Here is a 25,306-nt window from a genome sequence, read left to right on the forward strand (position 1 = left end):
GGAGCCTTCATAGCAGGATTAGAGCGCATATAGGGCGCTGGCGGGGGATTTGACAGTTTTATCGTGGTGCCGCGGCGCCCGCATCAGCGTCCCCTGAGGCTCACTTGGTTCCTTCGAACTCGAGATTTTTGTGCTTTCCGCGCTGGGAACTGCAGGGAACTTCGGTTCTCAGGCTGAATTAATTCTTAGCCGATGCGCGAGGAGGAACGCTGTGCCGGTACTCGAAGCAGAAAGCGGAAAATGGAGGTTCTTGTCATGCTGAGTTGGGTCGTTACGTTTCTGATCATCGCCCTGATTGCAGGCGTTCTGGGCTTCGGCGGAATCGCCGGAGCATCGGTCGAAATCGCCAAGATCATCTTCTTTATTGCAGTCGTGCTGTTCCTGGTCTCGGCCGTGGTCGGCGTGGCCCGCGGACGAAACCGCGTTTAGCCGAACACGCGCGAGATGATGGCGAGATGATGGAAGGATGCGTTAAAGCGCGTCTGCCGGTGCCGGGTTGAGATCAGCGTGCACGAAATGGCGCGCAATCATTTCAGCCAGCTGCTCGGCGTGTGTCGTGATCATGAAATGGGCCGCGCCTGGAAGCGCGGTCGCCGCGGCATCCGGTATGAACTGCCCCAATAGTTGGTTCGCGCGTTTGGCTGCCGGGTGACTGGATTCACCCCACACGACCAGAGTTGGGGTCGCGACCGTCGCCAGTAAAGCAGGCGTCAGGCGAAAGCCATAGGCGCAGGTCCAATCCAGCAGATTAGTCGGCGTTGTTTCCACGGCGTAGTTGCGAACACGCTCGGGCCACGCAGCGAACGTGCCTGCGCCGCCATAGAAATCGACCATCTGTTCGATCGCATTGGCTTTGCCGCCATGGAAGGCGCTGAAATAAGCGTCGGACATCTTTCGAAATGAATCATAATGCCGGGCTTCGCCGGCTTCCCGCAAAATTTCCGGCGCGGGGGCCTCGATGATAGTCAGACTGAGCAAAGACACCTGCTTTCGCAGCGCGACGGCAAGGGCCGTCATCCCGCCGAAGGAATGGCCGACGAGATGCACCGGGCAAGAAGCCCTTCTGATCACCGCTTCAACGACCTCCGCCTCGTGAGCGATATCGGCATTCCCTTTGCTGCGGCGATCGACCGTGCGGCCATATCCCAGAAGGCTGGTCGTCACGCATCGAAATCGATTCTGCCAATATGCCGTCATCGGTCGCCAGGCGGCGCCGGTGCTGCATGACCCCGGCACCAGCACGATGGTCGGACCTTCACCCGTCTCATCGTAGTCGATGCGTCCAAGCGCGTCGTCGATCATCAAAACTCCATGGGAGGATTTGCGATGTGCTCGTCGCCGGCCGCCGCGAAGGCCTCCGGCGGCCCGGCGTCACTGCCGTGATATCAGCGCTTGAGGATCACGATCTCTAGATATTCGCCTGGCACTACCATAGTGCCGTCTTGCGCGCGGCTAATCAAGCCGATCAGCGCCACCAAATCCTTCCTCAGCGCGTGTTGGTTCGTCTCGTCAAGCGCCGTGCAACGAGGCATGCCGCCGCTGCCGCCGAGCTATTCCAACCTGGTTCTTGAAGCCTTGTCCGAGGTGGGGACTGCCGGTTCAGGCACGCAATGTTATTTCGAGGGTATCGCGACCTTCCTGCCGATCCCCTCCGGGCGAGGGAGCGACCTGTGGGCGTCCGCCAAGGCCTGGATCTTGGCGCGAATATCGGCCGGAAACGGCGCGGTCTTGCGCGCGGTCATGTCGATGTGAATAGTCATGTTCTCCGAGGTGGCGGACAGCCAGCCCTCGCTAGCGTGGCGCAACTCCTCGAAGGTATGCAGCCGCTTCTCGTCCGCACCGACCAGCAGGACCGAAATCTGCACGGGATCGCCGAGATGAATCTCGCGGAGATATCGCACATGGCATTCGGCGGTGAAGGTCGACCCCTGGCGCTCCTTCATGTACGCGGGCCCGATCCCGAGCTTGAGCCATAATTCGTCGATGGTGCGGTCGAACATCACACTGTAGTAGGCCATGTTGAGATGGCCATTGTAGTCGATCCATTGCGGCTCGATCTGCATCACCGACGACAGGAACGGCACGGGCCGGAACAGCACATCGTCGCCGGCAGTAATAATCGTCATCAGCGATCCTCTTTAATTTAGTTCGATAACGGTGCCTTGACCCGTTATATATCCTTTGCCACGGTCGGCCTTACGCCGGGAGGATATCGTGGGCATAACCATAACCAACAATCTGAAGCGTCCGGAACCGCAGGCGCTGGCGAGCGCCGTTGAAGCGTTGGCCGCGCGGTTCGGCAACCGGCTGATCACCTCCCAGGCGGTGCGCGACCAGCACGCCCATACCACAACCTGGCTCGCGCCGCAGCCGCCGGATGCGGTGGTGATGGCGCAAGAGACCTCGGATATTCAGGACGTGGTGCGGATTTGCGCGAAACACGGCGTTCCCGTGATCGCGTTCGGCACTGGCACCTCACTGGAAGGCCAGGTCAACGCGCCGGCAGGGGGCGTCTGCATCGACCTGCGCGACATGAACCGGGTGCTGGAAGTTCACGCCGAGGATCTCGACTGCGTCATCCAGCCCGGCGTTACCCGCAAGGCGCTGAACGAGCATTTGCGCGACCAGGGACTGTTCTTTCCGATCGATCCCGGCGCCGATGCTTCGCTGGGCGGCATGGCGTCGACGCGGGCATCCGGCACCAATGCGGTGCGCTACGGCACCATGCGCGATAACGTGCTGGCGCTGAAGGTGGTGCGCGGGGACGGCGAGATCATCACGACGGGTACGCGGGCGAAGAAGTCCTCGGCTGGTTACGACCTGACGCATCTGTTTGTCGGCGCCGAAGGTACGCTCGGCATCATTGCCGAACTCACCGTCAAGCTGCGCGGCATTCCCGAAACCATCGCGGCGGCCGCCTGTTCATTCGAGAGCGTGCGCGGCGCCTGCCAGGCGACGATACTGGCAATTCAAACCGGCATTCCCGTCGCGCGCATTGAGCTGCTCAACGCGGCGCAGGTGCGTGCCTGCAATTCCTATTCGAAATTGTCCTTGCCCGAGACGCCGCTGCTGCTGCTTGAATTTCACGGCAGCGAAAACGAAGTGGCCGAGCAATCGAATAACTTCAGCGAGATCGCCAAGGAGTGCGGCGGCGGCGATTTCACCTGGACCACCAGGCCCGAGGATCGCAGCAAACTCTGGCAGGCACGCCACGACGCCTATTGGTCGGTGAAGGCGCTGCGTCCCGGTTCAGGCGTGGTCGCGACCGATGTCTGCGTGCCGATTTCGCGGCTGGCGGATTGCGTGACCGAAACCGAGGAGGACCTCAAGCGCCTCAATCTGCTGTCGCCGATCGTTGGCCATGTCGGTGACGGCAATTTCCACTGCTCGGTGGTGTGTGACGTGGACGATCATGACGAAATGGCGCGCGGCGAGGATTTCATGCATCGCCTGGTGGAGCGTGCCCAGGCGATGGGCGGGACTTGCACCGGCGAGCACGGCATCGGGCAGGGCAAGCAGAAATACCTCAAGGCCGAACTCGGCCCCGAGGCGATCGAGGCCATGCGCGCGCTGAAGCAGGCGCTCGATCCGCAGAATATTTTCAATCCCGGAAAGATATTGCCGGCGGTCTAGGACCGGTACTCACAAGGCATCCAGGAGCGACAGCGAGGTCGGCGCCTGGGATGCCTCATAAGCCGCAATGTCACGTCGTCCGGTATAGCACCCGAAATTGCGGTGGCGTCGGATTGGCCATTGCCTGTGCCTCGACGGCTAGAATCGCAATCACTTGATTGGCGGAGATGCCCCGCTCGATCAATTTGGTGTTGAGCGCGTCGATTCTCGCCTCGGTGAATATCTCATCCACGACGTTGGCGCGATTGGAGGAGAGGGCACGCTCGGGTGCGGTCATGATCAACTTCCTTTCAAATTGGAGTTGCTTGCGGCAAACTCATTCCGCCGCTTGCGCGGCGGGGAGATCACTGGCGCTAAGTCCCATGCGGGTGGCGACGCCGATGCCGTAGTCCGGATCGGCGCGGTAGAAGTGCCCCACCTGGCGCTTGACGATCTCGACCGGCACGCCATCCATCGCGGCCTTGATGTTGTCGAACAGTTGCTCTTTCTGATTGGCGCTCATCAACCGGAACAGGTCGCCAGCCTGACGATAATCGTCGTTGCCGTCGCGATGGTTGTAGCGGTCGGCATTGCCCATGATCGCCAGCGGCGGCTCCTTGACGCTGATGTCTTCCACCGGGCCGCCCATCGAGTTCGGCTCGTAATAGGCGTCCGGATTGGGATGGCCCGCGAGCCGCATGGTGCCATCGGCATGGTAGGTGTGCACGGGGCAGCGTGGCTTGTTGACCGAAAGCTGTTCGGCGTTGACGCCGACACGATAGCGATGCGCGTCCGCATAGGAGAAGATCCGGGCCTGCAGCATCTTGTCCGGCGAATGGCCGACACCGGGGACCACATTTGCGGGCGATAGCGCGGCCTGCTCGACTTCGGCGAAATAGTTCTCCGGATTGCGGTTCAATTCGAGCACGCCGACCTCGATCAGCGGATAGTCCTTGTGCGGCCATACCTTCGTGAGGTCGAACGGGTTGTACCAGTGCTTGCCGACATCGCTCTCCGGCATGATCTGCACGGAGAATTTCCACTTCGGGAAATCGCCTCTCTCGATCGACTCGAACAGGTCGCGTTGATGGGTCTCGCGGTCATGGGCGATCTTCTGGGCGGCCTCGGCATTGGTCCAGTTCTTGATGCCCTGCATGGTCTTGAAATGGAACTTGACCCAGTGGCGTTCATTGTTGGCGTTGATGAACGCGTAGGTGTGCGAGCCGAAGCCGTCGACATTGCGATAGCTTTGCGGCAGGCCGCGATCCGACATCAGGATGGTGACCTGGTGCAGGCTTTCCGGCGACAGCGACCAGAAGTCCCACATCGCGGTTGGCGAGCGCATGTTGGTCTTGGGATGACGCTTCTGGGTGTGGATGAAGTCCGGAAACTTCAGCGGATCGCGCACGAAGAACACCGGCGTGTTGTTGCCGACGATGTCCCAGTTGCCTTCCTCGGTATAGAAGCGCAGCGCGAAGCCGCGCACGTCGCGCTCGGCGTCGGCGGCACCACGCTCGCCGGCGACGGTAGAAAATCGCAGGAAAGCCTCGGTCTTCTTGCCGACCTTCGAGAGCGCCGCGGCCGTGGTGTATTTCGAAATATCGTTGGTGACGGTCAGCGTGCCGTAAGCAGCCGAGCCCTTGGCATGAACGGTGCGCTCCGGTATGCGCTCGCGATTCTGGTGCGCCAGTTTCTCCAAAAGGTGGAAGTCCTGCATCAGCACCGGGCCGCGCGGCCCCGCCGTGATGGAATTCTGGTTGTCAGCCACTGGGGCGCCTGAGGAAGTCGTCAAGATCGGTTTTTGGCTCATCGGCTCTCTCCTCTGGGGGAAATTCGAGCGAAACCTAGAAATGCTTGCCGATCAGGTCCAATCGTATTAAAAACGGCTTTAGATAAGAAAAACTGATCGATATGATCTCCCTCAAGCAACTGAGATATTTTGAAGCCGTCGCCCGAACCAGGCATTTTGGTAAGGCCGCACAGCGATGCGCCGTGACCCAGCCGGCGCTCTCCATGCAGATACAAGAACTGGAAAACACGCTCGGCGTTCAGTTGATCGAGCGCAGCCGCAACGGTGTCATGCTGACCGAGGCCGGGCGGGAGATCGCCGGCCGCGCCACCCGCATCCTGGCCGAGACGCGCGACATCGTCGATTTTGCCCGCCGGCAGGGCAACATTCTGGCTGGACCACTGCACTTCGGCGTCATCCCGTCGGTGGCGCCCTATGTGCTGCCGGCGCTGCTGCCGTTGATCCGCGACAAATTTCCCGATCTCGATCTGCATTTGCGGGAAACTCAGACCGATCATCTCGTGCAGGAGCTGCTCGACGGCGGGCTCGACCTGCTGCTGCTTGCCTTGCCGGTCGAGCATCCGGAAATCGAAACGATCAAGCTGTTTACCGATCGCTTCCTGCTGGCCATGCCGAAGTCGCGGCGTATCGCAAATCGCATTCGGGCGACGCCCGATCTTCTTCAGCAGGATCGTCTGCTGTTGCTTGAAGAAGGTCATTGCCTGCGCGATCAGGCGCTGGCGTTCTGTAGCCTGCGGCGCGTCGACAACATCGATACGTTCGGCGCTTCCAACCTCTCGACCATCGTTCAGATGGTGGCCAACGGCCTTGGCTTGACGCTATTGCCGGAATTGAGCATCAAGCTGGAGTGCCGCCATGACGATATCACGTTGATGCGCTTCACCGATCCGCAACCGCGCCGCGTCGTAGGGCTTGCCTGGCGCCGCAGCTCGCCGCGCAAACGGCATTTTGTCGAACTCGGCAAGCTGATTACATCTGCGACATCGGTACAGATGCAGGACTCGGAATTAGTTTAAGGGTCTCATTTTCGGCAGCCGCGCTGGCGCGGGGACCGGCTCATCGTCTGACCCAACAGCCTCGCCTGGAAGGGAGCGTGGCCGACATAGGAAGCCGAATAGTTTCAGAGCGCGCGGCTGAATCAACGGGTTTCAGTGGATTGATTAGTTGCACCACGGCCATCTATGCTTGCGGCCTTTTGGGGCATGCCGATGGGGTGGTTCAGCAAAAGCAAGCGCAAGGAAATCTGGGACGAAGACATCCAGTGGCCGCTTGGTGACATTGAAGCGGCGCATAAGATACGCGACATCTGCCGTTCGGCTGCCGACAGTGCCGGAAAAGTAGCTGACCTTACTCAGCGCCCGGGGAGCGAGAAGAACAAATATGAGACCGAGCGGTACCAACGCGCCGCCAAGACCGCGATGGAAGTCGCGATCAAGATTTCCGATGACCTGTTGCGCGATTCCTCGGTACGCCAGATCGTGAGCTTGTGCATGACAGCCAACGATTTGAGGATCGCGCGGGTCCTGTTCCGCGCGATCCAGGCGGTATCAATCAGGGAAGATGTGCTCAACGAGCATCCGGGGCTTCGGCAGTGAAGCTGCTCGCGCTCTTCTCAGATGCCGGCCCTTACGGCTTTTCGATCGCGCCGCCGCTTTCGGCCCAATCCTTGAAGGCGCCGACATTGTACACTTGGTCATAGCCCATATCCTTGAGCACCTTGGCGGCAAGCGCCGAGCGCCCGCCCGAAGCGCAGTAAAGGATGACGGTCTTGTCCTTGGAAAAGGACTTGTCGTGGTAGGGCGATTCGGGGTCGGCGCGAAATTCCAGCATGCCGCGCGAGACATGCACAGCGCCGGCAACCTTGCCGCTTTTCTCAACCTCCGGCGCGTCGCGCACATCGACCACCAGCGTGTTGCCCTTCTCGATCATCTCGCGTGCCTGAGCCGCCGTGATCTTCGGCACCGCGGCGTTCGCGGCCTCCATCATCTGCTTGACGCTTAGCGCCATGTTGAACTCCCGGTCGTTATACGAGCCTCGTGATGCTCGATCACTCGCACGATATAGGCTTCCGCGGCGGATACCAAGTGGCGACGGCGATGCCCTTGGCCAGCAGCATGTCGCTAGACATCCGCAGCGACGCGGCGAACACGATATTGAGCGGGCATGCACGGTGGTGGGGGTTCACCGAACAGCGGAATGTTCAGCGGTTCCCTGAACCGACCACACGAAAAGGCCTTGACCGGGTCATCCCCTGATGGTCCGAAGGACCGGTCCCGGGATCTCCCTCGATGAGGCGGAGATTGAAGGGGTCGCGCTGAAACGAAGAGACACGCCATACGATGCGGCTTCCCTTCTTTTACGGCTGGGTCATCGTCGTCGTGACGTTCGTCACGATGGCGATCGGCGTCAACGCCCGCACCGCGTTTTCGCTGTTTTTTCCGCCGATCATCGATGAGTTCGGATGGGAGCGTGGCGTCACCGCGGGCGCTTTCTCGTTCGGCTTTCTGGTATCCGGCGCCGTCAGCCCGCTGATCGGCCGATTGATGGATCGCGCCGGCCCGCGCGCGGTGATGGAGTTCGGGGTCGCGCTGATGGCCGGAGGCCTGTTGCTGGCGCCGCTGACGACTCAGCCGTGGCATCTGTATCTGACGATCGGCGTCCTGGTGGGAGCGGGAAGCGTCTGTCTCGGCTACTCCGGGCAATCATTGTTTCTGCCCAATTGGTTCAATCGCCGCCGCGGCCTGGCCATCGGACTTGCCTTCGCTGGCGTCGGAATCGGCTCCGTTACGCTGTTGCCCTGGGTGCAGATTATGATCGAGCAGACCGGCTGGCGAACCGCCTGCACGGCGATGGGCATCATGATCCTGGTCGTGCTCGCGCCGATCAACCTGTTGCTGCGAAAGCGCCCCGAAGACATCGGGCTTGAGCCGGACGGGGACGCCGCGCCCTCGGCATCCTCGGCGAAACCGATATCGAACATCGTCGATGCCGCATGGGCCGGAACCGACTGGACGTTGAAACGCGCCGTTCGCACCGCTCGGTTCTGGTGGATATCGCTCGGTTATTTCTGCGGGTTGTACATCTGGTACGCGGTGCAGGTTCACCAGACCAAATATCTTCTCGACATCGGTTTCAGCCCTGGTGTTGCGGTGTGGGCGTTAGGCGTGGTCAGCCTGCTCGGTATCCCCGGCCAGATCCTGCTCGGACACCTCTCCGACCGGCTGGGGCGCGAATGGATATGGGCGGCAGGCTGCATGGGCTTTGCGATCTGCTTCGCAGCCCTGATCGCGCTTAAATTCCTTCCGACATTGATGCTGGTCTACGTCATGGTGCTGGCGCAGGGCGCGCTCGGCTACGGCCTGACCTCAATCATGGGTGCGGTGGTGCTGGAGATATTCCAGGGCAAGCATTACGGCAGCATTTTCGGAACCATCATGCTGGCAGCGCTCGCGGGAGGTGCCGCGGGGCCCTGGGTCACCGGCTTTCTGCACGACCTTTCAGGGAGTTATACCATTGCGTTTGCGATCGGTATTGGCGTGAGCGGATTGTCCGCTGTGGCGATCTGGCTGGCATCGCCCGGCAAAGTCCGAGCGGTCGCGGGCCAGTTGCACCGGATCGAAGCCCGACTACCGCCGACTAACGCGTGATCCGCCAAAGCGCGTCCGCCAAGCGCGTCTCGGGCTTGACCCCGAGGCGGTGAGCGGCTTGCCGAGCAGATCATGTGCTCTTTACCCGGCGTGACCACATGCGTCTTGCCGATGTCAGCGGGTTGTGGGCTAATCTCCCGGCATGAAGCCAACCGTGCGGAGGCGCCCATGAACGAACATGTTCAGACCGCGAAGACCGAGCTGCTTTTCAATCCGCTCGCGCCGGAATTCATTCGCGATCCCTATCCGTCCTACGAGCGGCTGCGCACCACCGATCCGATGCATATCACGCCGTTCGGTGCGTTCGTCGCGAGCCGGCATGCGGAAGCCAGTCTGGTTTTGCGCGACAAGCGCTTTGGCAAGGATTTCGTCGATCGAACCGTGCGGCGGTATGGACCGCAGGCGATGGACGAGCCGATCTTTCGCCACATGAGCCACTGGATGCTGCAGCAGGATCCACCGGACCATACACGGTTGCGCGGTCTGGTCGTGAAAGCGTTTACGGCGCGGCGGGTCGAGGATATGCGTCCGCGCATCCAGCATATCGTCGACCAGTCGCTCGACCGTGTTGCAGATCGCGGTCACATGGACCTGATTGAGGATTTTGCGTTTCGGCTCCCGGTCACGATCATCTGCGACATGCTCGGGATACCCGAGGAGCACCGCGAGACGTTTTTCCAAAATTCGCGCGAAGGCGGACGTTTGCTCGATCCGGTGCCGTTGTCGCGCGCCGAAATCGACCAAGCCAACGCCGGCAACGCGATGGCCCAGATGTATTTTCAGCAGCTGTTCGAATTGCGGCGGCGCAGCCCGGGCGATGACCTGACGACGAAGCTGGTGCAGGCTGAGGAAGATGGCAGCAAGCTCTCCAATGAGGAACTAACCGCCAATATCATGCTGCTGTTTGGCGCCGGGCATGAGACGACAGTCAATCTGATCGGAAACGGTCTGCTGGCGCTGCACCGCAATCCCGATCAACTGGCGCTGCTCAAGGCCAATCCCGCGCTGATCACCAACGCCATCGAGGAATTCCTGCGCTACGATTCCTCGGTGCAGTTGACCGGCCGGGTGGCGCTGGAAGACATCGACGATCTCGGCGGCAAGAAAATCCCGAAAGGCGAACCCGTGCTCTGCCTGTTGGGTTCGGCCAACCGCGATCCGGCTGTCTATCCCGACCGGCCGGACCGTCTCGATATCACCCGCCCCAATGTGCGCCCGCTGTCCTTTGGCGGGGGCATTCACTTCTGCCTCGGCGCCCAGCTTGCGCGCATCGAGGCAGAGATCGCGATCGAGACGCTTCTGCGTCGCCTGCCGGACCTGCGGTTGGACGACGGGCAGAATCCGGAATGGCGGCCGACCTTTGTCCTGCGCGGCCTTAAAAGGCTGCCTGCAAGCTGGTAATGGCATCTCGCAAGAGGCCGCCGCACGACTGGCTGCGACTTCGCCACAGTTGACTCTATATATAGCCTTGTTCCAGCGTTGATTTCAGCGCGGCGGGTGGCTGGCTCAGGGATCACCATTGCGATGGCGCACATTGTCCTGGCGGATGACCGCGTCGTGTCGCGTTAGGGCCAACGCGCGGGAACGCGCTCAAGAGGAGAACCCGTGCAGACCACGCTGCTCGGATTGGCGATTGCCTTCATCATCGCGCTCGTTGCCGCGCTGATCGGGCCGTACTTCATCGACTGGAATCAATTCCGGCCGCAGTTCGAGACCGAGGCAACGCGGGTGATCGGCGCGCCGGTACGCGTCGGGGGTGAACTGGATGCGCGCCTGTTGCCGACGCCATCGCTGCGGCTGCGTTCTGTCGTGGTCGGTGGCGCCAACGATCTCGGCAAGGTTCGCGCCGACAAGCTCGATGTCGAGTTCAGCCTGGGCTCGCTGATGCGCGGCGAATGGCGCGCCAACGAACTGACCATCAACGGCATGGCGCTTGATCTTGGCCTGGATTCCCAGGGCCGGATCGACTGGCCGGCATCGACCGGAAAGTTCAGTCTGGGATCGCTGTCGATCGACCGCCTGAATCTCACCGGCCGCATCGCGCTGCATGACGCTGCAAGCCAAGGGACGCTCGAGCTCAAGGATATCGCCTTCAGCGGAGACGTGCGCTCGCTGGCAGGTTCAGTCCGGGGCGACGGCAACTTCATGGTGTCAGGCGTGCGCTACCCGTTTCGCGTGTCATCCGGCCAGAGCGCTGACGGAAATGGCACCCGGGTCCATCTTAACGTCGATCCCGGCGCGCGCGCGCTGTCCGTCGATCTCGACGGCGTGCTCAGCTTCGAGGCGCGTGCGCCGCGCTTTGAGGGTGCGGTGGTGCTGGCCGTTCCCCCCGGCCTCAAAGCGGCGGGCGATCTGCCGATAACGCCGTGGCGGATAGCGGCGAGGGTCAAGGCCGATCCGGCCGCCGCCCGGCTCGAACAGGTTGAGGCCAGCTACGGCACCGAAGAGACCGCGCTGAAATTCGCAGGGATAGGGGACATGCGCTTTGGCGCGTCGCCGCTGCTTCGCGCCGCGCTGTCGGCGCGGCAGCTCGATGCCGACAGGTTTGCCGCCAAAGGCAGTAACCCCACTGAGCCGATCCGATTGCTTCCGGGCTTACAGGCGCTCATGGCGGCAATCCCGCAAGTTCCGATTCCGACGCAGATCGAGCTCAGCTCCGAGCAGATCATGCTGGGCGGGCGTCCGTTGCAAAATCTGGCTGTCGACCTGCGTGTCGACGCCAAATCCTTCACCATCGACCGGCTGGATTTCCGCGCGCCTGGCGCCACCCGAGTGGGCTTGAGCAGCACGAAGGCGCAAGCAGGTCCGTCCGGAGGTTTCACCGGGGCGCTTAGCGTCGAATCGTCGGACCCGGATGCACTGGTGACGTGGTTGCAGGGTCGTAACGAGATCACCTATCGCAGCCAAAAACCGCTGCGCCTGGCCGGCAATGTCAGTGTGGCTGCCGATCGCATCGCCATCGAAGCGATGAAGGCCGAGATCGATGGCGGTGCCGTGGAAGGGCGCGTTGCGGTCTCCAATTTGCCGGCCAGCGGCGCCTCCCGGATCGAAGCGGAGCTGAAGGCGGAACGTCTCGATCTCGATGCCGCTGGCGCGTTGGTGCGCTCGCTGGCCGGCCCGCAAGCCGAGTGGCCGGCCGAAGTGCGACTGTCGCTGAATATCGATCGTGCCATATCGGCTGGCCAGGAACTGCGTCCGTTCATCGCGAAGCTGGGCTACGGTCCGAAGACGATCTCGCTGGAGCAACTGGAAGTCGGCGAGGCCGGCGGCGTGATGATGGGAGCGGCGGGAAGTTTCGATCGCGTCAATGCAACCGGACGACTGGTGCTGAATTCAAGCGCGGCGTCGCTTGATCAAATCACCGGGCTGATTGCACCCCTTGCGCCGACACTGGCGTCACGGATTAAGTCGATGCAGGTAAGTCCGGGGCTCGCGCACCTCAAGCTGGCGATCGATCTCGACAAGAATTCCGAACACCCCGATCGCGCCAACGCGCGCGCCGTGCTCGACTTCGACGCGCCGCAGCTCAAGGGCGTCGCCACGATCACCGCAAAGCCCGAGATCGCGGCGATGCGCGGGCTTGATCTCGATGCGCTCCGACGCAGCGAATTTGGCATCGAATCCAAACTGTCTTCGGACAGCGGCCGTTCATTGGTTGTCCTGCTGGGGCTCGATCGCGCAATCGCTGTGGGCGATGGCCCGGCGCAATTCGAAGGATCGGTCACGGGCGCGTGGCGGGCGCCGCTGCGGCTGAAAGCCAAGCTGTCGGGAGCTGGACTGGATGCCGAAGCGCAGGGTAGCGCTGAACCGTGGGCCTCGGAACCCAAGGCTAGCGTCAATCTTGGCGCGCGCAGCATAAATCTCGCGCCGCTGTTCGATCTCTCCGATGCGCTTGCGCAAAACATCAGTCTGTCGGCGCGGGTGTCGCTGATGGGCAGCAAGTTGATTTTCGACGACCTGGACAGCGCGATGTCAGGTTCGCGGCTACGCGGGCGCATCGCGTTGACCCTTGACGGCGAAAAGACCATCGAGGGCGAAGTAGGCCTCGACGCACTTGTCCTCGCGCCGGCATTTGCGCTCGCCATCGGCGCGGCGGGGCAAGACGCGTCGGCACCGCTCGGTTTGGGTTTGTCGAATGGCTGGCGCGGCCGCATCGTCTTTCAAGCGCTGCGCGGCGCGCTTCCGGGCGGCGGCGAGTTGCGCCCCGTGAGCGGTACCGTCAGAAGCGACGGTCAATCGCTGACCTTCGAGGCCATCAAGGGCGGAATCGGAGGCGGCGAGGCGACCGCCAATATCGACGCCAAACAGAGCGCGACCGGTATTGCGCTGAATGCGCGTGTTGAGCTCAGGGGTGTCGATGGCGCGGCGCTTCGTTATCGCAGTCTGACGATGCCCGCCGGTCGCACCTCGATGCAGATGACGCTGGCGAGCCAGGGCCGCAGCGCATCGGCGCTGACCGGCGCGTTGTCCGGCAGCGGAACACTCACGCTGGAATCCGCCGGAATCCCCGGGCTCAATCCGCGCGCCTTCGACGCTGCGATCCGTGCCAGCGACACCGGACAGGCGACCGACGACACGCGGCTGCGGCAGATCATCGAGCCGGTGCTGTCGGCCGGCGCGCTATCGGTCGCATCGGCGCAAATTCCATTCAGTATCAGGGATGGCCGGCTTCGCATCAGTGCGACCACGCTGAACGCCGAAGGGGCGCGCGCCATCATATCGGGTGGCTACGATATTCCTGCCGACCAGGCCGACATTCGCGCCAGTCTTGCTTCGACGGTTGCGGGATCCGCGACCAGCCGTCCGGAAATTCAGCTGTTCGCGGTGGGTTCGCCTGACGCGCTCGATCGCACCGTCGACGTTGCGCCGCTGTCGTCATGGCTGGCGGTGAGGGCGATCGATCGCGAGACCCGCCGGCTGGATTCTCTGGAGCGCGGAGATCCGCCGCCAGACCTGCCCGCAGCGATATCGCCGCCGCTTCCGGGCCGCGATCCGCGCCGGCCTCCGTCGAAACCCAAGGTCAGCGCTCCGCATCCACTGCCCGATCCGTCGCCAAGTCCCAACGCGCCTGTAGTTAGCCAGCAGGTTCCACCGCTGCCGCCGCCAATAGAAGTCCACCCCGCTCCCGGTACGGCGCGGGCGCCGAAAGCACGGCCGCCTCTCGTGCTGACGCCGCCAACTGCGAGCCCACCGCGACCGGCGTTCTGAGGACCGGCGTCGCCCGAGACATTCCCCCGGGAATTTCAGTGCCGAAGAATAACCGCGATCGCATAATCGCGGTTTCAACTTGAGTTGATACGTTCATCACCTGATTGCCGACGCGCTCTGCGAGGATCTATGACCGCAACGATTATGCTATGCGGTAAGCGCGCCTTGATGGTCGTGGCCCGCCAACGATCCTGTTCTGCTCATCTCCGGACCAGTCAACACGATCCATGCATAAGCGGCCTGGCGGTTAGCCCTGCGGTTTTGAATCCGATGATGCGGCTGTCGCGGCGCGGGTCCGAAAATAATCCAGCACGAACAGGCGAATGGCGGAAGACAGATTGCCTTGCTGGCGATTGCTGTCGATCTCACCGACCAGCTCGGACAGCGTCATGTCACGCATGCCCGAAATTTCCTTCATGCCGTTCCAGAATGCCTCTTCGAGGCTGACGCTGGTCTTGTGGCCCCCAACCACGATCGAGCGCTTCACGACAGGCGATTTCATGACGCGTCCTCGCCATCGATGCGATGCTGGTCCAGCAAGTCGTTCCCACGCTTCGAGCGTTTTTCGTCGAGAACGCGCTCGCTTTTAGTCCGGCCGAACCGCGCCCGGTTGGCATCGGCCTGTTTCGCCGACTGCTCCCGCTCGGTACGTTTCCTAAACCGTTTCAGGTTGACCACGTCCCCCATGCTTGCCTCCATCATCCAACCAATGGAGGGCATGCGATATTTTTTCGGAGGGGTGAGTGGTCGCCCGTGGCAAGCTCGCTCATCATCCAGAAGTCCCCGTCATCGTCCTCTGTAGCATCAAAAAACATGCTCCGCTCTGCGAAAGCAAAATATTTGTGCTCTACCGCGCCGCGGCGCAACGCCGATAGCTGAGCGGCCTCAATCTTTAGGCGCTATGGCCTATAATTATTTTCTGCCCGCATAATTTCCCGGTTTCGTGGTGCTGTGATCAGCCGGGACGGGTCATTTTGTCCGGCTGCACCAGCCGGTCGAATTCATTAGCGGAAACGAAGCCCAGCCGCACCGCTTCTTCCTTTAACGTCGTGCCGCGGGAGTGAGCCGACTTGGCAACCTTTGCGGCGTTGTCGTAGCCGATCCGGGGAGCCAGCGCAGTCACCAGCATCAGTGAGCGCTCCATCAGGCTCCGGATCCGTTTCTCGTCCGCGCGTATTCCCTCGACGCAATGCTCAGTGAATGAGCGTGCCACGTCGGCAAGCAACTGTATGGAATGCATCATACAATATGCCAGCACCGGCTTGTAGACGTTCAGCTCGAAGTGGCCCTGGCTGCCCGCGACCGTGACGGTGGTATGGTTGCCGAACACCTGACAGCAAACCATGGTCAACGCTTCGCACTGCGTCGGGTTGACCTTGCCCGGCATGATCGACGAGCCCGGTTCGTTTTCCGGCAGGATCAGCTCGCCCAATCCGGAACGTGGCCCTGAGCCCAGCAGACGGATATCGTTTGCAATCTTGAACAGTCCGGTGGCCACCGAATTGATAGCGCCGTGCGCGAACACATAAGCGTCGTTGGAGGCCAGCGCCTCGAACTTGTTGGCGGCGCTCGTGAAGGGCAGTTTGGTAATCTTGGCGACGTGCTTGGCAAACAGGCGGGCAAATCTCGGCTTGGAATTGAGTCCGGTGCCGACGGCGGTGCCGCCTTGCGCCAGCGGAAAAAGATCTCTTACAGCCACGCGCAGCCGCGCGATGCCGCTCTCGACCTGCGCGGCGTAGCCGGAGAATTCCTGACCTAGCGTCAGAGGCGTCGCATCCTGGGTGTGGGTCCGGCCGATCTTGACGATATGAGCGAAAACCTTTTCTTTGTTGCGCAGTGCGCGGTGAAGCTCGCTGAGCGCGGGAATGAGATCGGTCGTAATGCGCATTGCGGCTGCGATATGCATGGCGGTGGGGAACGAGTCGTTCGACGACTGACTCATATTGACGTGATCGTTGGGATGGACCGGTTGCCTGGCGCCGAGCTTGCCGCCCAGCAGCTCGTTGGCGCGGTTGGCGATCACCTCGTTGAGGTTCATGTTGGTTTGCGTTCCGGAGCCGGTCTGCCAGACAACGAGGGGAAAATGATCGTCGAGCTTGCCGTCGATCACCTCGCGCGCGGCGCGCACGATGGCGCGGGTGCGGCGCTGGTCGAGCAGCCCCAGCTCGCGATTGGTTTCCGCGGAAGCTAGTTTGACCATGCCGAGCGCACGAACGATTTCGATCGGCATCCGGTCCTGGCCGATGCGGAAATTCTGCCTGGAACGTTCGGTCTGCGCGCCCCAGTAGCGGTCGGCGGGAACATCGATCGGACCGAAGCTGTCGGTCTCAGAGCGCGTGGAATTGGATCGCGATGTCGTTGTCGATCGAACCATCATCATGTCCGTTGCGCGAGACCGTTCGTTCGGAGCCAGCTCACGGCTGGTTCCGCGCGACGGGACGTTCATTCTACAAGGATCACTTGCGCGGACTATTTCTTGCGGAAGCGATCCAGCCGCACGACTTCTGCGCCCTCGCTCGGTTTCGCCGGTTCATCCGGAGTTTCGGCGGCGGGTGCGGGAACCGTGTCGGCTGATGGGGCGGGGACAGCTGGAAGGCTTGCCGCCGGGGCCTCGATCGCGGCGTCGGACGGCTCGAACTGCAACCCGAATTGTACCGAGGGGTCGAAGAAGCTCTTGATGGCATTGAACGGAACCACCAGGCGCTCGGGAATGCCGCCGAATGACAGGCCGACTTCAAAACGATCCTCGGTCACCACCAGATCCCAGAACTGGTGCTGCAGGATGACCGTCATTTCTTCCGGGTATTGCGCCAGTAGCCGCGGGGAAAGCTTCACGCCCTCCGCGTTCGACAGAAAGGTGATGAAGAAATGATGCTCCCCGGGCAGGCCGTGCTCGGCGGCATCGGCAAGGACGCGGCGCAGCACTCCGCGCAGGGCGTCGCGCGCCAGCAGGTCGTATCGGATATGATCGGTCGCCATTATCGGTCCTGTCGCGTTCAAATGCTGCCGGCGCATCGCGGCGGCGTCGGTCCCCCGACTCGCTCATTTTCCCTATGCTACTCCGGCGACGCGCCGAGGTCAGCAGGCGTTCCCGTTGGTGGCGGAAATTCCGGCAAAGGCTGGCTATAAGGAAAATCTGGCTATAAGGAAAATGAAGTGGAGGCTTCTGTTGCCAGGTGCCTCCGAACCCCGCCTAGCGGAGCTTAACCCACTAGGACTTTAGACTTGGTCTTTCAAACCGCTTACGCGGCCTGAGCAACCGGAGCATAGTTGTCGTTTGCAACTATTGCATAGCCCGATAACGGCGGAACAATACCGGGAAAAAACACGCCCTTTACGCCCTCGTCGATCCTGTTTCGCCCCCGCCGAAACCCGCGCATCTTGCGGCGGGCTTGGGTGGAGGCGCCGGGTGCTGCCCCCGGGTCCGAATGGTTTATTGCGACGGCACTTTATTTCCATAGCCGGCGAACCGGCACTCCTAATATAGGGTGCAAAATTTGAGAAAAATAGAGCCCCTGCGGGGGCTTCCGCCGCAAAAACGCTGGCGGCGTCGGTTTCAAACAAGGGCGGGACGTGCCGAGTTGGGTGGCCCTGATGATGCCAGCTGATTCGCTGACGGCTGCCATTGCGCCGCCGGGGATTGTTTGGGTTTTGCTGGCCTTATTTGACGAAAATCGCTAGCAAGTTTGACGAAAACCGCTAGCAAGGTCCTTCGGGGGGACTGCATCAGCCGCTATCCAAACAGAATGGGCGAAAAGCCCTGTGCGTGGGAGAGAAATCGATGAGTGATACGCCGAGCCATCGGCCGGTCGAATCCATGTTGCCGAAATGGGTCCGCGGTCCGCAGGATTTTGTCGGCGGAGTAGCGCTTATTGCCATCGCGCTATTCGCCTTGTGGGCATCGAGCGACCTTCAGGGTACGCGTGGATTTTCGTTCGGGGCTGGAACAGCGCCTCGCATGTTTGCGTTTTTGTTGCTTGGGCTTGGCATAGCGGTGATGCTGGTCGGTGTTTTGACCGAAGGCGCTCACCTGGCGACCTACGCGTGGCGAGGTCCGCTTTTCGTTTCGCTCGGCATTCTTTCGTTTGCCCTCACGATCCGCCCGCTGGGTCTGGTGATTTCGGCATTCGCCAGCTTTCTGATCTCAGCGCTTGGCACCCCGGAAACCAGGTGGAAGGAAACCATCATCGTCGGAATTTGCCTGACCGCCGGCTGCAGTCTGCTTTTCCCTTATGCGCTGGGGCTGCCGCTGCAGCTCTTCCCGCGTTTCCTGCTTCAGTGAGGGCGTAATGGCCGATCTTTTTTCCAATCTCGGGCTCGGCTTCAGTGTCGTGTTCCAGTTCGTGTCGTGGTCGCCGTCGTGGCTCGGCGGCTTCGCCATTCCGATCCCGGTTAACATATTGCTGTGTCTGCTGGGTGCGCTGGTCGGAACGCTGGTCGGCGTGCTGCCGGGCATCGGCACGATCGCCACCGTCGCCATGCTGCTGCCGATAACCTTCGGTCTGCCGCCGATCGGTGCGCTGATCATGCTCGCGGGCATTTACTACGGCGCGCAATATGGTGGTTCGACCACGTCGATCCTGGTCAATATTCCCGGTGAAGCGGGTTCGGTGGTCACCACGCTCGATGGCTTTCAGATGGCGAAGCAGGGTCGTGCCGGTCCGGCGCTCGCCATCGCCGCGATCGGATCGTTCTTCGCCGGCTGTGTCGCGACCGTGCTGATCGCGGTGCTCGGCGCGCCGCTGACCAAGCTCGCGCTGGCGTTTGGTCCCGCCGAGTATTTCTCGCTGATGGTGCTCGGTTTGATATTCGCGGTCGTTCTCGCGAAAGGATCGATATTGAAGGCGATCGCGATGATCGTTTTCGGTCTGCTGCTGTCGATGGTCGGGTCTGATATCGAGACCGGCGCATCCCGTATGGCATTCAACATTCCCGAACTGGCCGATGGTCTCGGTTTCGCGACCGTGGCGATGGGCGTGTTCGGGTTTGCCGAAATCATCCGCAACCTCGACGCCGGCGCGGAAATGGACCGCCAGCTCGTACAGGAAAAAGTCACCGGATTGATGCCGACCAAAAAGGACATGATCGACTCCGCGCCGGCCATCGCCCGCGGCACGATCCTGGGATCGATCCTCGGCATTCTGCCGGGAGGCGGCGCGGTCATCGCGTCGTTTGCGGCCTATACTCTCGAGAAAAAGGTGTCCAAGAATCCATCGCGCTTCGGCCGCGGTGCGATCGAAGGCGTCGCCGCACCGGAAAGCGCCAATAACGCAGCGGCGCAGACCTCGTTCATCCCGCTCCTGACGCTGGGCATTCCGCCCAATGCGGTGATGGCGCTGATGGTCGGCGCAATGACCATTCACGGCATCGTGCCGGGACCGCAGGTGATGCAGAAACAGCCCGAGTTGGTGTGGGGCATGATCGCATCGATGTGGGTCGGCAATCTGATGCTGATCATCATCAATCTGCCAATGGTCGGCATCTGGGTGCGGCTGCTGCGGGTGCCGTATCGACTGCTGTTTCCGTCGATCGTGGTTTTTTGCGCCATCGGGATCTATTCCCTCAACAATGCTCCGACCGATGTCATGCTCGCCGGTGCGTTCGGTCTGGTAGGCTATTGGCTGATCAAGCATGATTTTGAACCGGCACCGCTGCTGCTCGGCATGGTGCTCGGCCCGCTGATGGAAGAGAATCTAAGGCGCGCGCTGCTGATTTCGCGCGGCGATTGGTCGGTCTTTGTTACCCGTCCGCTGTCAGCGGCGTTGATGGCTGTTGCGGCGGCCCTTCTGGTGCTCGCGGTGCTGCCGGCGCTGCGCAAAAAACGCGACGAGGTGTTCGTGGAGTCCGAGAACTAACCTGCGTCGGTGCGCCGCATCCCGAAGTCGAATCGACTTCGGGAACTGACGTGTATTGTGTATGACGCAAATGTCGGCCGGTTGTGGCGGCGTTTGCACAACGGGCCTGGGAGAAATCTGATGAAATTGTACAGTCGCATGCTTGTGGGCGGCGCTTTGGCGGCCGCGGTCGGTCTCAGTGCGATTGCCGCGCACGCCCAGGCTGAAACCTATCCGACACGCACCATCACGATGATCGTGCCGTTTGCGGCGGGCGGTCCGACCGACGTCATCTCGCGCATTGTCACCGGACATATGGCGCAGACGCTTGGACAGACCATTGTCATCGAGAACGTGGTCGGCGCTGGCGGCACCACCGCCAGCGCTCGCGCCGCGCGTGCCGCCAATGACGGATATACGCTGATCACGGGGCATATGGGTACCCACGCGGCATCGGTTCCGCTTTACCCCAGCCTTGCCTACCATCCGCAAAAGGATTTCGAGCCGGTCTCTCTTCTGGCCGGCACGCCGATCCTGATCCTGGCGCGCAAGGATTTTCCGCCGAAAGATTTGAAGGAATTCGTCACTTACGTGAAAGCCAATGTCGAGAAGGTCAACGCGGCGCATGCCGGAGTCGGCTCGGTCTCGCATGTCTCGTGCCAATTGCTGAATTCGATTCTCGATATCAAACCGACCGGCGTTCCGTTTAATGGAACCGGGCCCGCCATGAATGCGCTGGTCGGCGGTCAGGTCGACTATATGTGCGACCAGATCGTCAACGCCGTTCCGCAAATCAACGGCGGCACCATCAAGGCCTACGCCATCGCAACGCCCGAGCGCAATCCATCCTTGCCTGGCGTCCCGACTACCGCGGAGGCCGGCCTGCCGGCTTTCCAAGCCCAGGCATGGAACGCGATTTTCGCGCCGAAGGGAACACCGGCGCCCATCATCGCCAAGCTTAATGCCGCAGCCGTCAAGGCGCTGGACGATGAAGGTGTTCGCAAACGCCTGCTTGATCTCGGCAGCGTGATCCCGGCGGCGGGGCAGCGCACCCCGGAGGCGCTGGCAGCGCTCGTCAAAGGTGAAATCGAAAAGTGGACGCCGGTTCTCAAGCCTGCGACGAATTGATTTCGTTAGGCGAAACCGGTTGAGGAAGGGCAGAACACGCCCTTCCTCCCTTGCCGTTTGTGAGCCGGATGCTCATTTTTCCGGGTATAGTCGATAGGTCTGGCCGAATCGCCGCTATCGAACGGCTGTCGCGGCCGCTAAAATTCGCCTTCTCGCAGGGCTCATAACTTAACGCCATGAATCAGTATCACGATCTGCTCGAACGGATCCTCGCTGACGGCGCGGAGAAGCACGACCGCACCGGCACCGGCACGTTGTCGATCTTCGGCCATCAGATGCGCTTCAATCTGGCCGCCGGCTTCCCGATGTTGACCACCAAGAAGCTGCCGCTGAAATCGATCGTGCATGAATTGCTGTGGTTTCTGGCCGGCGATACCAACGTCAAATATCTCAGGGAGCACGGCGTTTCGATCTGGGACGAATGGGCCGACGCCAACGGCGATCTCGGTCCGGTCTATGGATCGCAGTGGCGATCCTGGCCGGCGCCGGATGGACGCAGCATCGACCAGATCTCCAACGTCATCGACATGATCCGGCGCAATCCGGATTCGCGACGCCTGATCGTGAGCGCGTGGAATCCGGCCGACGTCGACAAGATGGCGCTGCCGCCGTGTCATTGCCTGTTTCAGTTCTATGTCGCAGGCGGCAAATTGTCGTGCCAGCTCTACCAGCGTTCGGCCGACGTGTTTCTCGGCGTACCCTTCAACATTGCCTCGTACGCGTTGCTGACGATGATGGTGGCGCAGGTGACGGGCCTGAAGCCCGGCGACTTCGTTCACTCGCTTGGCGATGCCCACCTTTATTCAAACCATCTCGATCAGGCCCGGCTGCAACTGACGCGCCCGACGCGGCCGCTGCCGACCATGACGATCAATCCGGATGTGAAGGATATCTTCAAGTTCCGCTATGAAGACTTCGTGCTCAAAGGCTACGACCCGCACCCGCACATCAAGGCCGAGGTCGCGGTGTGACCGCGACTGATAGGGTTCCTCCTGAAATCAAGGCTCGTCCGCAAATCGTCCTTGTCGTCGCGGTCGCCGACAACGGCGTGATCGGCTTTCGCGGCACGATTCCCTGGCGGCTGAAATCCGACATGCAGCGCTTCAAGGCGATCACGATCGGCAAGCCGGTGGTGATGGGACGCAAAACGTTCGCCTCGATCGGCAGGCCGCTTCCCGGACGGACCAATATCGTCGTCACGCGCGACGCAAACTTTCGCGCTGGGGGAGCGGTGATCGCGACTTCGTTCGCTGCTGTCCGCGCGATCGCCTTGGGCGATGCACTGCGGCGTTTCGCCACTGACATCGCCGTGATCGGCGGCGCGGAAATCTACGCGCAATGGATGGGGGTTGCCGACCGTCTGGAGATTACCGAAGTTCACATTCGGCCCGAGGGCGATACGTATTTCGCCCCAATTGATCCTGCAGAGTGGGAAGAAGTTGCCCGCGTCCGGAATTCGGCCGGTGCGGATGATAGCGCGGACTTCTGCTATGTAACATATCGCCGGCGAAAGTCGCATTAACGCCATTCGTCAAGGTTTGCATTGACAATTATGGGCTCAAGCATAGCTGTTCGAGCCAACAAGCCGCGTTGTAAGGGCCGGGGTGGTCCCCTATAAGGCCCTGCAGTATTGCGAGGCTGGCCGTCATGGCCCTTAGGCCCTCGCGGAGGAGACATTCGATGCCGTGGAAGAATCAAGGCGGTGGCCCGTGGGGCTCGGGTCCGAAGGGGCCGTGGGGATCCGGCCCGCAGTCGACCGGGCCAAGGCCGCCCGATCTCGAAGATCTTCTGCGCCGCGGCCAGGACCGGCTGCAACAGCTGTTGCCGGGCGGTTATTTCAGCGGCATGGGCATCGCGATTATCCTGCTCGTGGCCCTCGTGATCTGGGGACTGTCCGGATTCTTCCGCGTCCAGTCCGAAGAACTTGGCGTCGTGCTGCGCTTCGGCAAGCATGTGCGAACCGTGCAGCCGGGCCTGAACTATCATCTGCCATATCCGATCGAGACCGTGCTGCTGCCGAAGGCGCTGCGCGTCTCCACCATCAGCATCGGTATGTCGCTGATCGAGGACCCGGCGCGGCGCGGCAGGACGATGCGCGACGTACCGGAAGAAAGCCTGATGCTGACCGGCGATGAAAATATCGTCGACGTGGATTTTACCGTGCTGTGGCGGATCAAGCCGGACGGCGTCGGCAATTACCTGTTCAACATCCAGAATCCCGAGGGCACGGTGAAGGCGGTTGCCGAAAGCGCGATGCGCGAAGTGATCGGCCGCTCCAACATCCAGCCGATTCTCACCGGCGCCCGAACCACTACCGAGCAGGGCGTACAGGAACTGATGCAGAGGACGCTGGACAGTTATGGGTCGGGCGTCCAGGTGACGCAGGTGCAGATGCAGAAGGTCGATCCGCCGGCGCAGGTGATCGACGCCTTCCGCGACGTGCAGGCGGCGCGCGCCGACCTCGAGCGCTTGCAGAACGAAGCCCAGACCTATGCCAACCGCGTCGTTCCGGACGCCCGCGGCCGCGCCGCGCAAATCGTGCAGGTCGCCGAAGGCTACAAGGAGCAGGCGGTCGCCGAGGCCAAGGGCCAGAGCTCGCGCTTCCTGCAGGTCTACGACGAATACAGGAAGGCGCCCGATGTTACCCGGCAGCGCATCTATCTGGAGACGATGGAGCGCATTCTCGGCAGTTCCGAGAAGCTGGTCTATGACGGCGGCTCGTCGTCCTCACAAAGCATCGTGCCCTATCTGCCCCTGAGCGAACTGTCGCCGCGGCGTCAGCCTCAGACAACAACGGGCCAGCAACAGCAGAGCGGGAGCAACCGATGAAGTCCCCAGTTGGCGGAATTGCCGCGCTGCTTGTGCTGTTTGTCGTCGTTATCATCGGCTATAGCTCGGTATTCACCGTGGCGCAGACCGAACAGGTGCTGGTGGTGCGGCTCGGCGAGCCCGTGCGGGTCGTCACCCAGCCCGGCCTGAACTTCAAGGCGCCGTTCATCGACAACGTGATCTCAATCGACAAGCGCATCCTTGATCTGGAAAATCCGTCGCAGGAAGTCATCGCGTCGGACCAGAAGCGGCTGGTGGTCGATGCCTTCGCCCGCTATCGCATCAAGAACGCGCTGCGGTTCTATCAGAGCATCGGCTCGATCCAGGCCGCCAACATCCAGCTGACGACGCTGCTGAACGCGTCGCTGCGGCGGGTGCTCGGCGAAGTGAATTTTATTACGGTCGTGCGCGACGAGCGCGAAGCCCTGATGTTGCGGATTCGCGAACAGCTTGACAAGGAAGCGGATGGCTACGGTATCCAGGTGGTCGATGTGCGGATCAGGCGCGCCGATTTGCCGGAGCAGAACAGCCAGGCGGTCTACCAGCGGATGCAGACCGAGCGGCAGCGCGAAGCCGCCGAGTTCCGCGCGCAGGGTGGCCAGAAGGCGCAGGAGATCAGGTCCAAGGCCGATCGCGAAGCCACCGTCATCGTCGCCGAAGCCAATTCGACCGCCGAGCAGGTGCGCGGCGCGGGCGACGGCGAGCGCAACCGGCTGTTCGCCGAAGCCTATGGCAAGGATCCCGATTTCTTCGCGTTCTATCGCTCGATGGCGGCGTACGAAAACGGCCTGAAGAGCAACGACACCCGCTTCCTGCTGAAGCCGGACACGGACTTCTTCAAGTTCTTCAGCAACTCCTCGGGCAAGCCGCCAGCGGCAGCCACGCCGCCGGCAGCCGCTGCGGCCGCGACGAGGCCGTAAGGCAAACAAAGGGGGGCGAAGCGGAACCTCGCCTCGGCCTTCAAAACTCACGGGGGAGGTTGCAGTCCGATGAGGTCCATAGCGTTCGCCGACTTCCTCATCGGTGTGGGCATTTTGTTTGTGCTTGAAGGTTTGATATTCGCGGCAAGCCCGGCCTGGATGCGCCGGGCCATGAAGAGCGCGCTGGCGACGCCGGACAACATTCTGCGCGCAGTCGGCATCGGATCGGCGGTCGTGGGCCTGATCCTGATATGGGTGGTCCGGCGCTAGCTGCCGCGGCCAACAGGATTGGCCTTATTATCGTCATCGCGAGGAGCA

General features: G+C 61.7%; 25 protein-coding genes and 1 other RNA gene. 15 read left to right on the forward strand and 11 right to left on the reverse strand.

Annotated features, from left to right (window positions below; genetic code table 11):
• The first annotated feature begins 255 nt into the window (after window positions 1-255).
• On the forward strand, window positions 256-429 hold the full coding sequence (locus N554_RS0133425) for a DUF1328 domain-containing protein (RefSeq protein WP_029587421.1): 174 nt from the start codon (window positions 256-258) through the stop codon (window positions 427-429).
• Window positions 430-471: 42 nt separating this feature from the next.
• Here N554_RS0133425 and N554_RS0133430 read toward each other — a convergent pair whose 3' ends face one another.
• From N554_RS0133430 to N554_RS0133440, 3 genes are all read right to left on the reverse strand, one after another.
• Complete coding sequence (locus N554_RS0133430) at window positions 472-1,302, reverse strand: alpha/beta fold hydrolase (RefSeq protein ID WP_051677845.1); 831 nt, start codon at window positions 1,300-1,302, stop codon at window positions 472-474.
• Window positions 1,303-1,385: 83 nt separating this feature from the next.
• Window positions 1,386-1,532 carry a hypothetical protein gene (locus N554_RS41400; RefSeq protein WP_197033829.1) on the reverse strand — a complete coding sequence of 49 codons (147 nt, stop codon included), beginning with the start codon at window positions 1,530-1,532 and terminating at the stop codon, window positions 1,386-1,388.
• A gap of 81 nt (window positions 1,533-1,613) precedes the next feature.
• Window positions 1,614-2,126 (reverse strand): thioesterase family protein, encoded by a 513-nt coding sequence (locus N554_RS0133440; protein ID WP_051677846.1) that lies wholly within the window; start codon window positions 2,124-2,126, stop codon window positions 1,614-1,616.
• An 88-nt stretch (window positions 2,127-2,214) separates the two neighbouring features.
• On the opposite strand from N554_RS0133440, the gene N554_RS0133445 reads away from it, so the two are divergent.
• The gene (locus N554_RS0133445) at window positions 2,215-3,633 is read left to right on the forward strand and encodes an FAD-binding oxidoreductase (protein WP_029587424.1); all 1,419 of its coding nucleotides are present in this window, start codon (window positions 2,215-2,217) and stop codon (window positions 3,631-3,633) included.
• A 70-nt stretch (window positions 3,634-3,703) separates the two neighbouring features.
• Here the strand turns inward: N554_RS0133445 and N554_RS0133450 are convergent, their stop codons facing one another.
• Window positions 3,704-3,910, reverse strand: a complete 207-nt coding sequence (locus N554_RS0133450) for a hypothetical protein (RefSeq protein ID WP_029587425.1) — start codon at window positions 3,908-3,910, stop codon at window positions 3,704-3,706.
• A 39-nt stretch (window positions 3,911-3,949) separates the two neighbouring features.
• Complete coding sequence (locus N554_RS0133455; RefSeq protein ID WP_029587426.1) at window positions 3,950-5,422, reverse strand: catalase; 1,473 nt, start codon at window positions 5,420-5,422, stop codon at window positions 3,950-3,952.
• Between the two features lie 101 nt (window positions 5,423-5,523).
• Between N554_RS0133455 and N554_RS0133460 the strand changes: the two genes are divergently transcribed.
• Both N554_RS0133460 and N554_RS0133465 read left to right on the forward strand, forming a co-directional pair.
• Entirely contained in the window at window positions 5,524-6,438 is a 915-nt protein-coding gene (locus tag N554_RS0133460; protein ID WP_029587427.1) for a LysR substrate-binding domain-containing protein, read from the forward strand.
• Window positions 6,439-6,630: 192 nt separating this feature from the next.
• Entirely contained in the window at window positions 6,631-7,017 is a 387-nt protein-coding gene (locus tag N554_RS0133465) for a hypothetical protein (RefSeq protein ID WP_029587428.1), read from the forward strand.
• A 31-nt stretch (window positions 7,018-7,048) separates the two neighbouring features.
• Here N554_RS0133465 and N554_RS0133470 read toward each other — a convergent pair whose 3' ends face one another.
• Window positions 7,049-7,429: a rhodanese-like domain-containing protein gene (locus N554_RS0133470; protein ID WP_029587429.1), complete on the reverse strand. Its 381-nt coding sequence runs from the start codon at window positions 7,427-7,429 to the stop codon at window positions 7,049-7,051.
• Window positions 7,430-7,761: 332 nt separating this feature from the next.
• Here N554_RS0133470 and N554_RS0133480 point away from each other — a divergent pair, with 332 nt between their 5' ends.
• The 3 genes from N554_RS0133480 to N554_RS0133490 all read left to right on the forward strand — a co-directional run bounded on the left by N554_RS0133480 (window position 7,762) and on the right by N554_RS0133490 (window position 14,277).
• Window positions 7,762-9,069 carry an MFS transporter gene (locus tag N554_RS0133480; RefSeq protein ID WP_029587431.1) on the forward strand — a complete coding sequence of 436 codons (1,308 nt, stop codon included), beginning with the start codon at window positions 7,762-7,764 and terminating at the stop codon, window positions 9,067-9,069.
• Window positions 9,070-9,237: 168 nt separating this feature from the next.
• Window positions 9,238-10,470, forward strand: a complete 1,233-nt coding sequence (locus N554_RS0133485; protein ID WP_029587432.1) for a cytochrome P450 — start codon at window positions 9,238-9,240, stop codon at window positions 10,468-10,470.
• 204 nt (window positions 10,471-10,674) lie between these two features.
• Window positions 10,675-14,277: an AsmA family protein gene (locus N554_RS0133490; RefSeq protein WP_029587433.1), complete on the forward strand. Its 3,603-nt coding sequence runs from the start codon at window positions 10,675-10,677 to the stop codon at window positions 14,275-14,277.
• A 247-nt stretch (window positions 14,278-14,524) separates the two neighbouring features.
• Here N554_RS0133490 and N554_RS0133495 read toward each other — a convergent pair whose 3' ends face one another.
• The 5 genes from N554_RS0133495 to ssrA all read right to left on the reverse strand — a co-directional run bounded on the left by N554_RS0133495 (window position 14,525) and on the right by ssrA (window position 17,790).
• Window positions 14,525-14,779, reverse strand: a complete 255-nt coding sequence (locus tag N554_RS0133495) for a ribbon-helix-helix domain-containing protein (RefSeq protein ID WP_029587434.1) — start codon at window positions 14,777-14,779, stop codon at window positions 14,525-14,527.
• Window positions 14,776-14,964 (reverse strand): DUF4169 family protein, encoded by a 189-nt coding sequence (locus N554_RS0133500; RefSeq protein WP_029587435.1) that lies wholly within the window; start codon window positions 14,962-14,964, stop codon window positions 14,776-14,778. Before N554_RS0133500 ends, N554_RS0133495 begins: the two co-directional genes overlap by 4 nt.
• Before the next feature lie 268 nt (window positions 14,965-15,232).
• Entirely contained in the window at window positions 15,233-16,654 is a 1,422-nt protein-coding gene (gene fumC, locus N554_RS0133505; RefSeq protein ID WP_029587436.1) for a class II fumarate hydratase, read from the reverse strand.
• A 92-nt stretch (window positions 16,655-16,746) separates the two neighbouring features.
• Entirely contained in the window at window positions 16,747-17,256 is a 510-nt protein-coding gene (locus tag N554_RS0133510; protein WP_029587437.1) for an SspB family protein, read from the reverse strand.
• A 176-nt stretch (window positions 17,257-17,432) separates the two neighbouring features.
• Window positions 17,433-17,790, reverse strand: a transfer-messenger RNA (tmRNA) gene (gene ssrA / locus N554_RS39330).
• Window positions 17,791-18,058: 268 nt separating this feature from the next.
• Here ssrA and N554_RS0133515 point away from each other — a divergent pair.
• The 8 genes from N554_RS0133515 to N554_RS0133550 all read left to right on the forward strand — a co-directional run bounded on the left by N554_RS0133515 (window position 18,059) and on the right by N554_RS0133550 (window position 25,258).
• On the forward strand, window positions 18,059-18,559 hold the full coding sequence (locus tag N554_RS0133515) for a tripartite tricarboxylate transporter TctB family protein (RefSeq protein WP_029587438.1): 501 nt from the start codon (window positions 18,059-18,061) through the stop codon (window positions 18,557-18,559).
• Window positions 18,560-18,566: 7 nt separating this feature from the next.
• Window positions 18,567-20,132, forward strand: a complete 1,566-nt coding sequence (locus N554_RS0133520) for a tripartite tricarboxylate transporter permease (protein ID WP_029587439.1) — start codon at window positions 18,567-18,569, stop codon at window positions 20,130-20,132.
• Window positions 20,133-20,252: 120 nt separating this feature from the next.
• On the forward strand, window positions 20,253-21,239 hold the full coding sequence (locus N554_RS0133525; RefSeq protein ID WP_029587440.1) for a tripartite tricarboxylate transporter substrate binding protein BugD: 987 nt from the start codon (window positions 20,253-20,255) through the stop codon (window positions 21,237-21,239).
• 176 nt (window positions 21,240-21,415) lie between these two features.
• On the forward strand, window positions 21,416-22,210 hold the full coding sequence (locus tag N554_RS0133530; protein WP_029587441.1) for a thymidylate synthase: 795 nt from the start codon (window positions 21,416-21,418) through the stop codon (window positions 22,208-22,210).
• Window positions 22,207-22,761 (forward strand): dihydrofolate reductase, encoded by a 555-nt coding sequence (locus N554_RS0133535; protein ID WP_245283794.1) that lies wholly within the window; start codon window positions 22,207-22,209, stop codon window positions 22,759-22,761. Before N554_RS0133530 ends, N554_RS0133535 begins: the two co-directional genes overlap by 4 nt.
• Window positions 22,762-22,919: 158 nt before the next feature.
• On the forward strand, window positions 22,920-24,068 hold the full coding sequence (gene hflK / locus N554_RS0133540) for an FtsH protease activity modulator HflK (RefSeq protein WP_029587443.1): 1,149 nt from the start codon (window positions 22,920-22,922) through the stop codon (window positions 24,066-24,068).
• Window positions 24,065-24,988, forward strand: coding sequence for a protease modulator HflC (gene hflC, locus N554_RS0133545; protein ID WP_029587444.1), 924 nt, complete (start codon window positions 24,065-24,067; stop codon window positions 24,986-24,988). The genes hflK and hflC overlap by 4 nt, the downstream gene beginning before the upstream one ends.
• Before the next feature lie 69 nt (window positions 24,989-25,057).
• Window positions 25,058-25,258, forward strand: coding sequence for a DUF2065 domain-containing protein (locus N554_RS0133550; RefSeq protein ID WP_029587445.1), 201 nt, complete (start codon window positions 25,058-25,060; stop codon window positions 25,256-25,258).
• Window positions 25,259-25,306: the final 48 nt, after the last annotated feature.

This window comes from Bradyrhizobium sp. URHD0069 (genome assembly GCF_000701345.1).
Lineage (GTDB): Bacteria > Pseudomonadota > Alphaproteobacteria > Rhizobiales > Xanthobacteraceae > Bradyrhizobium.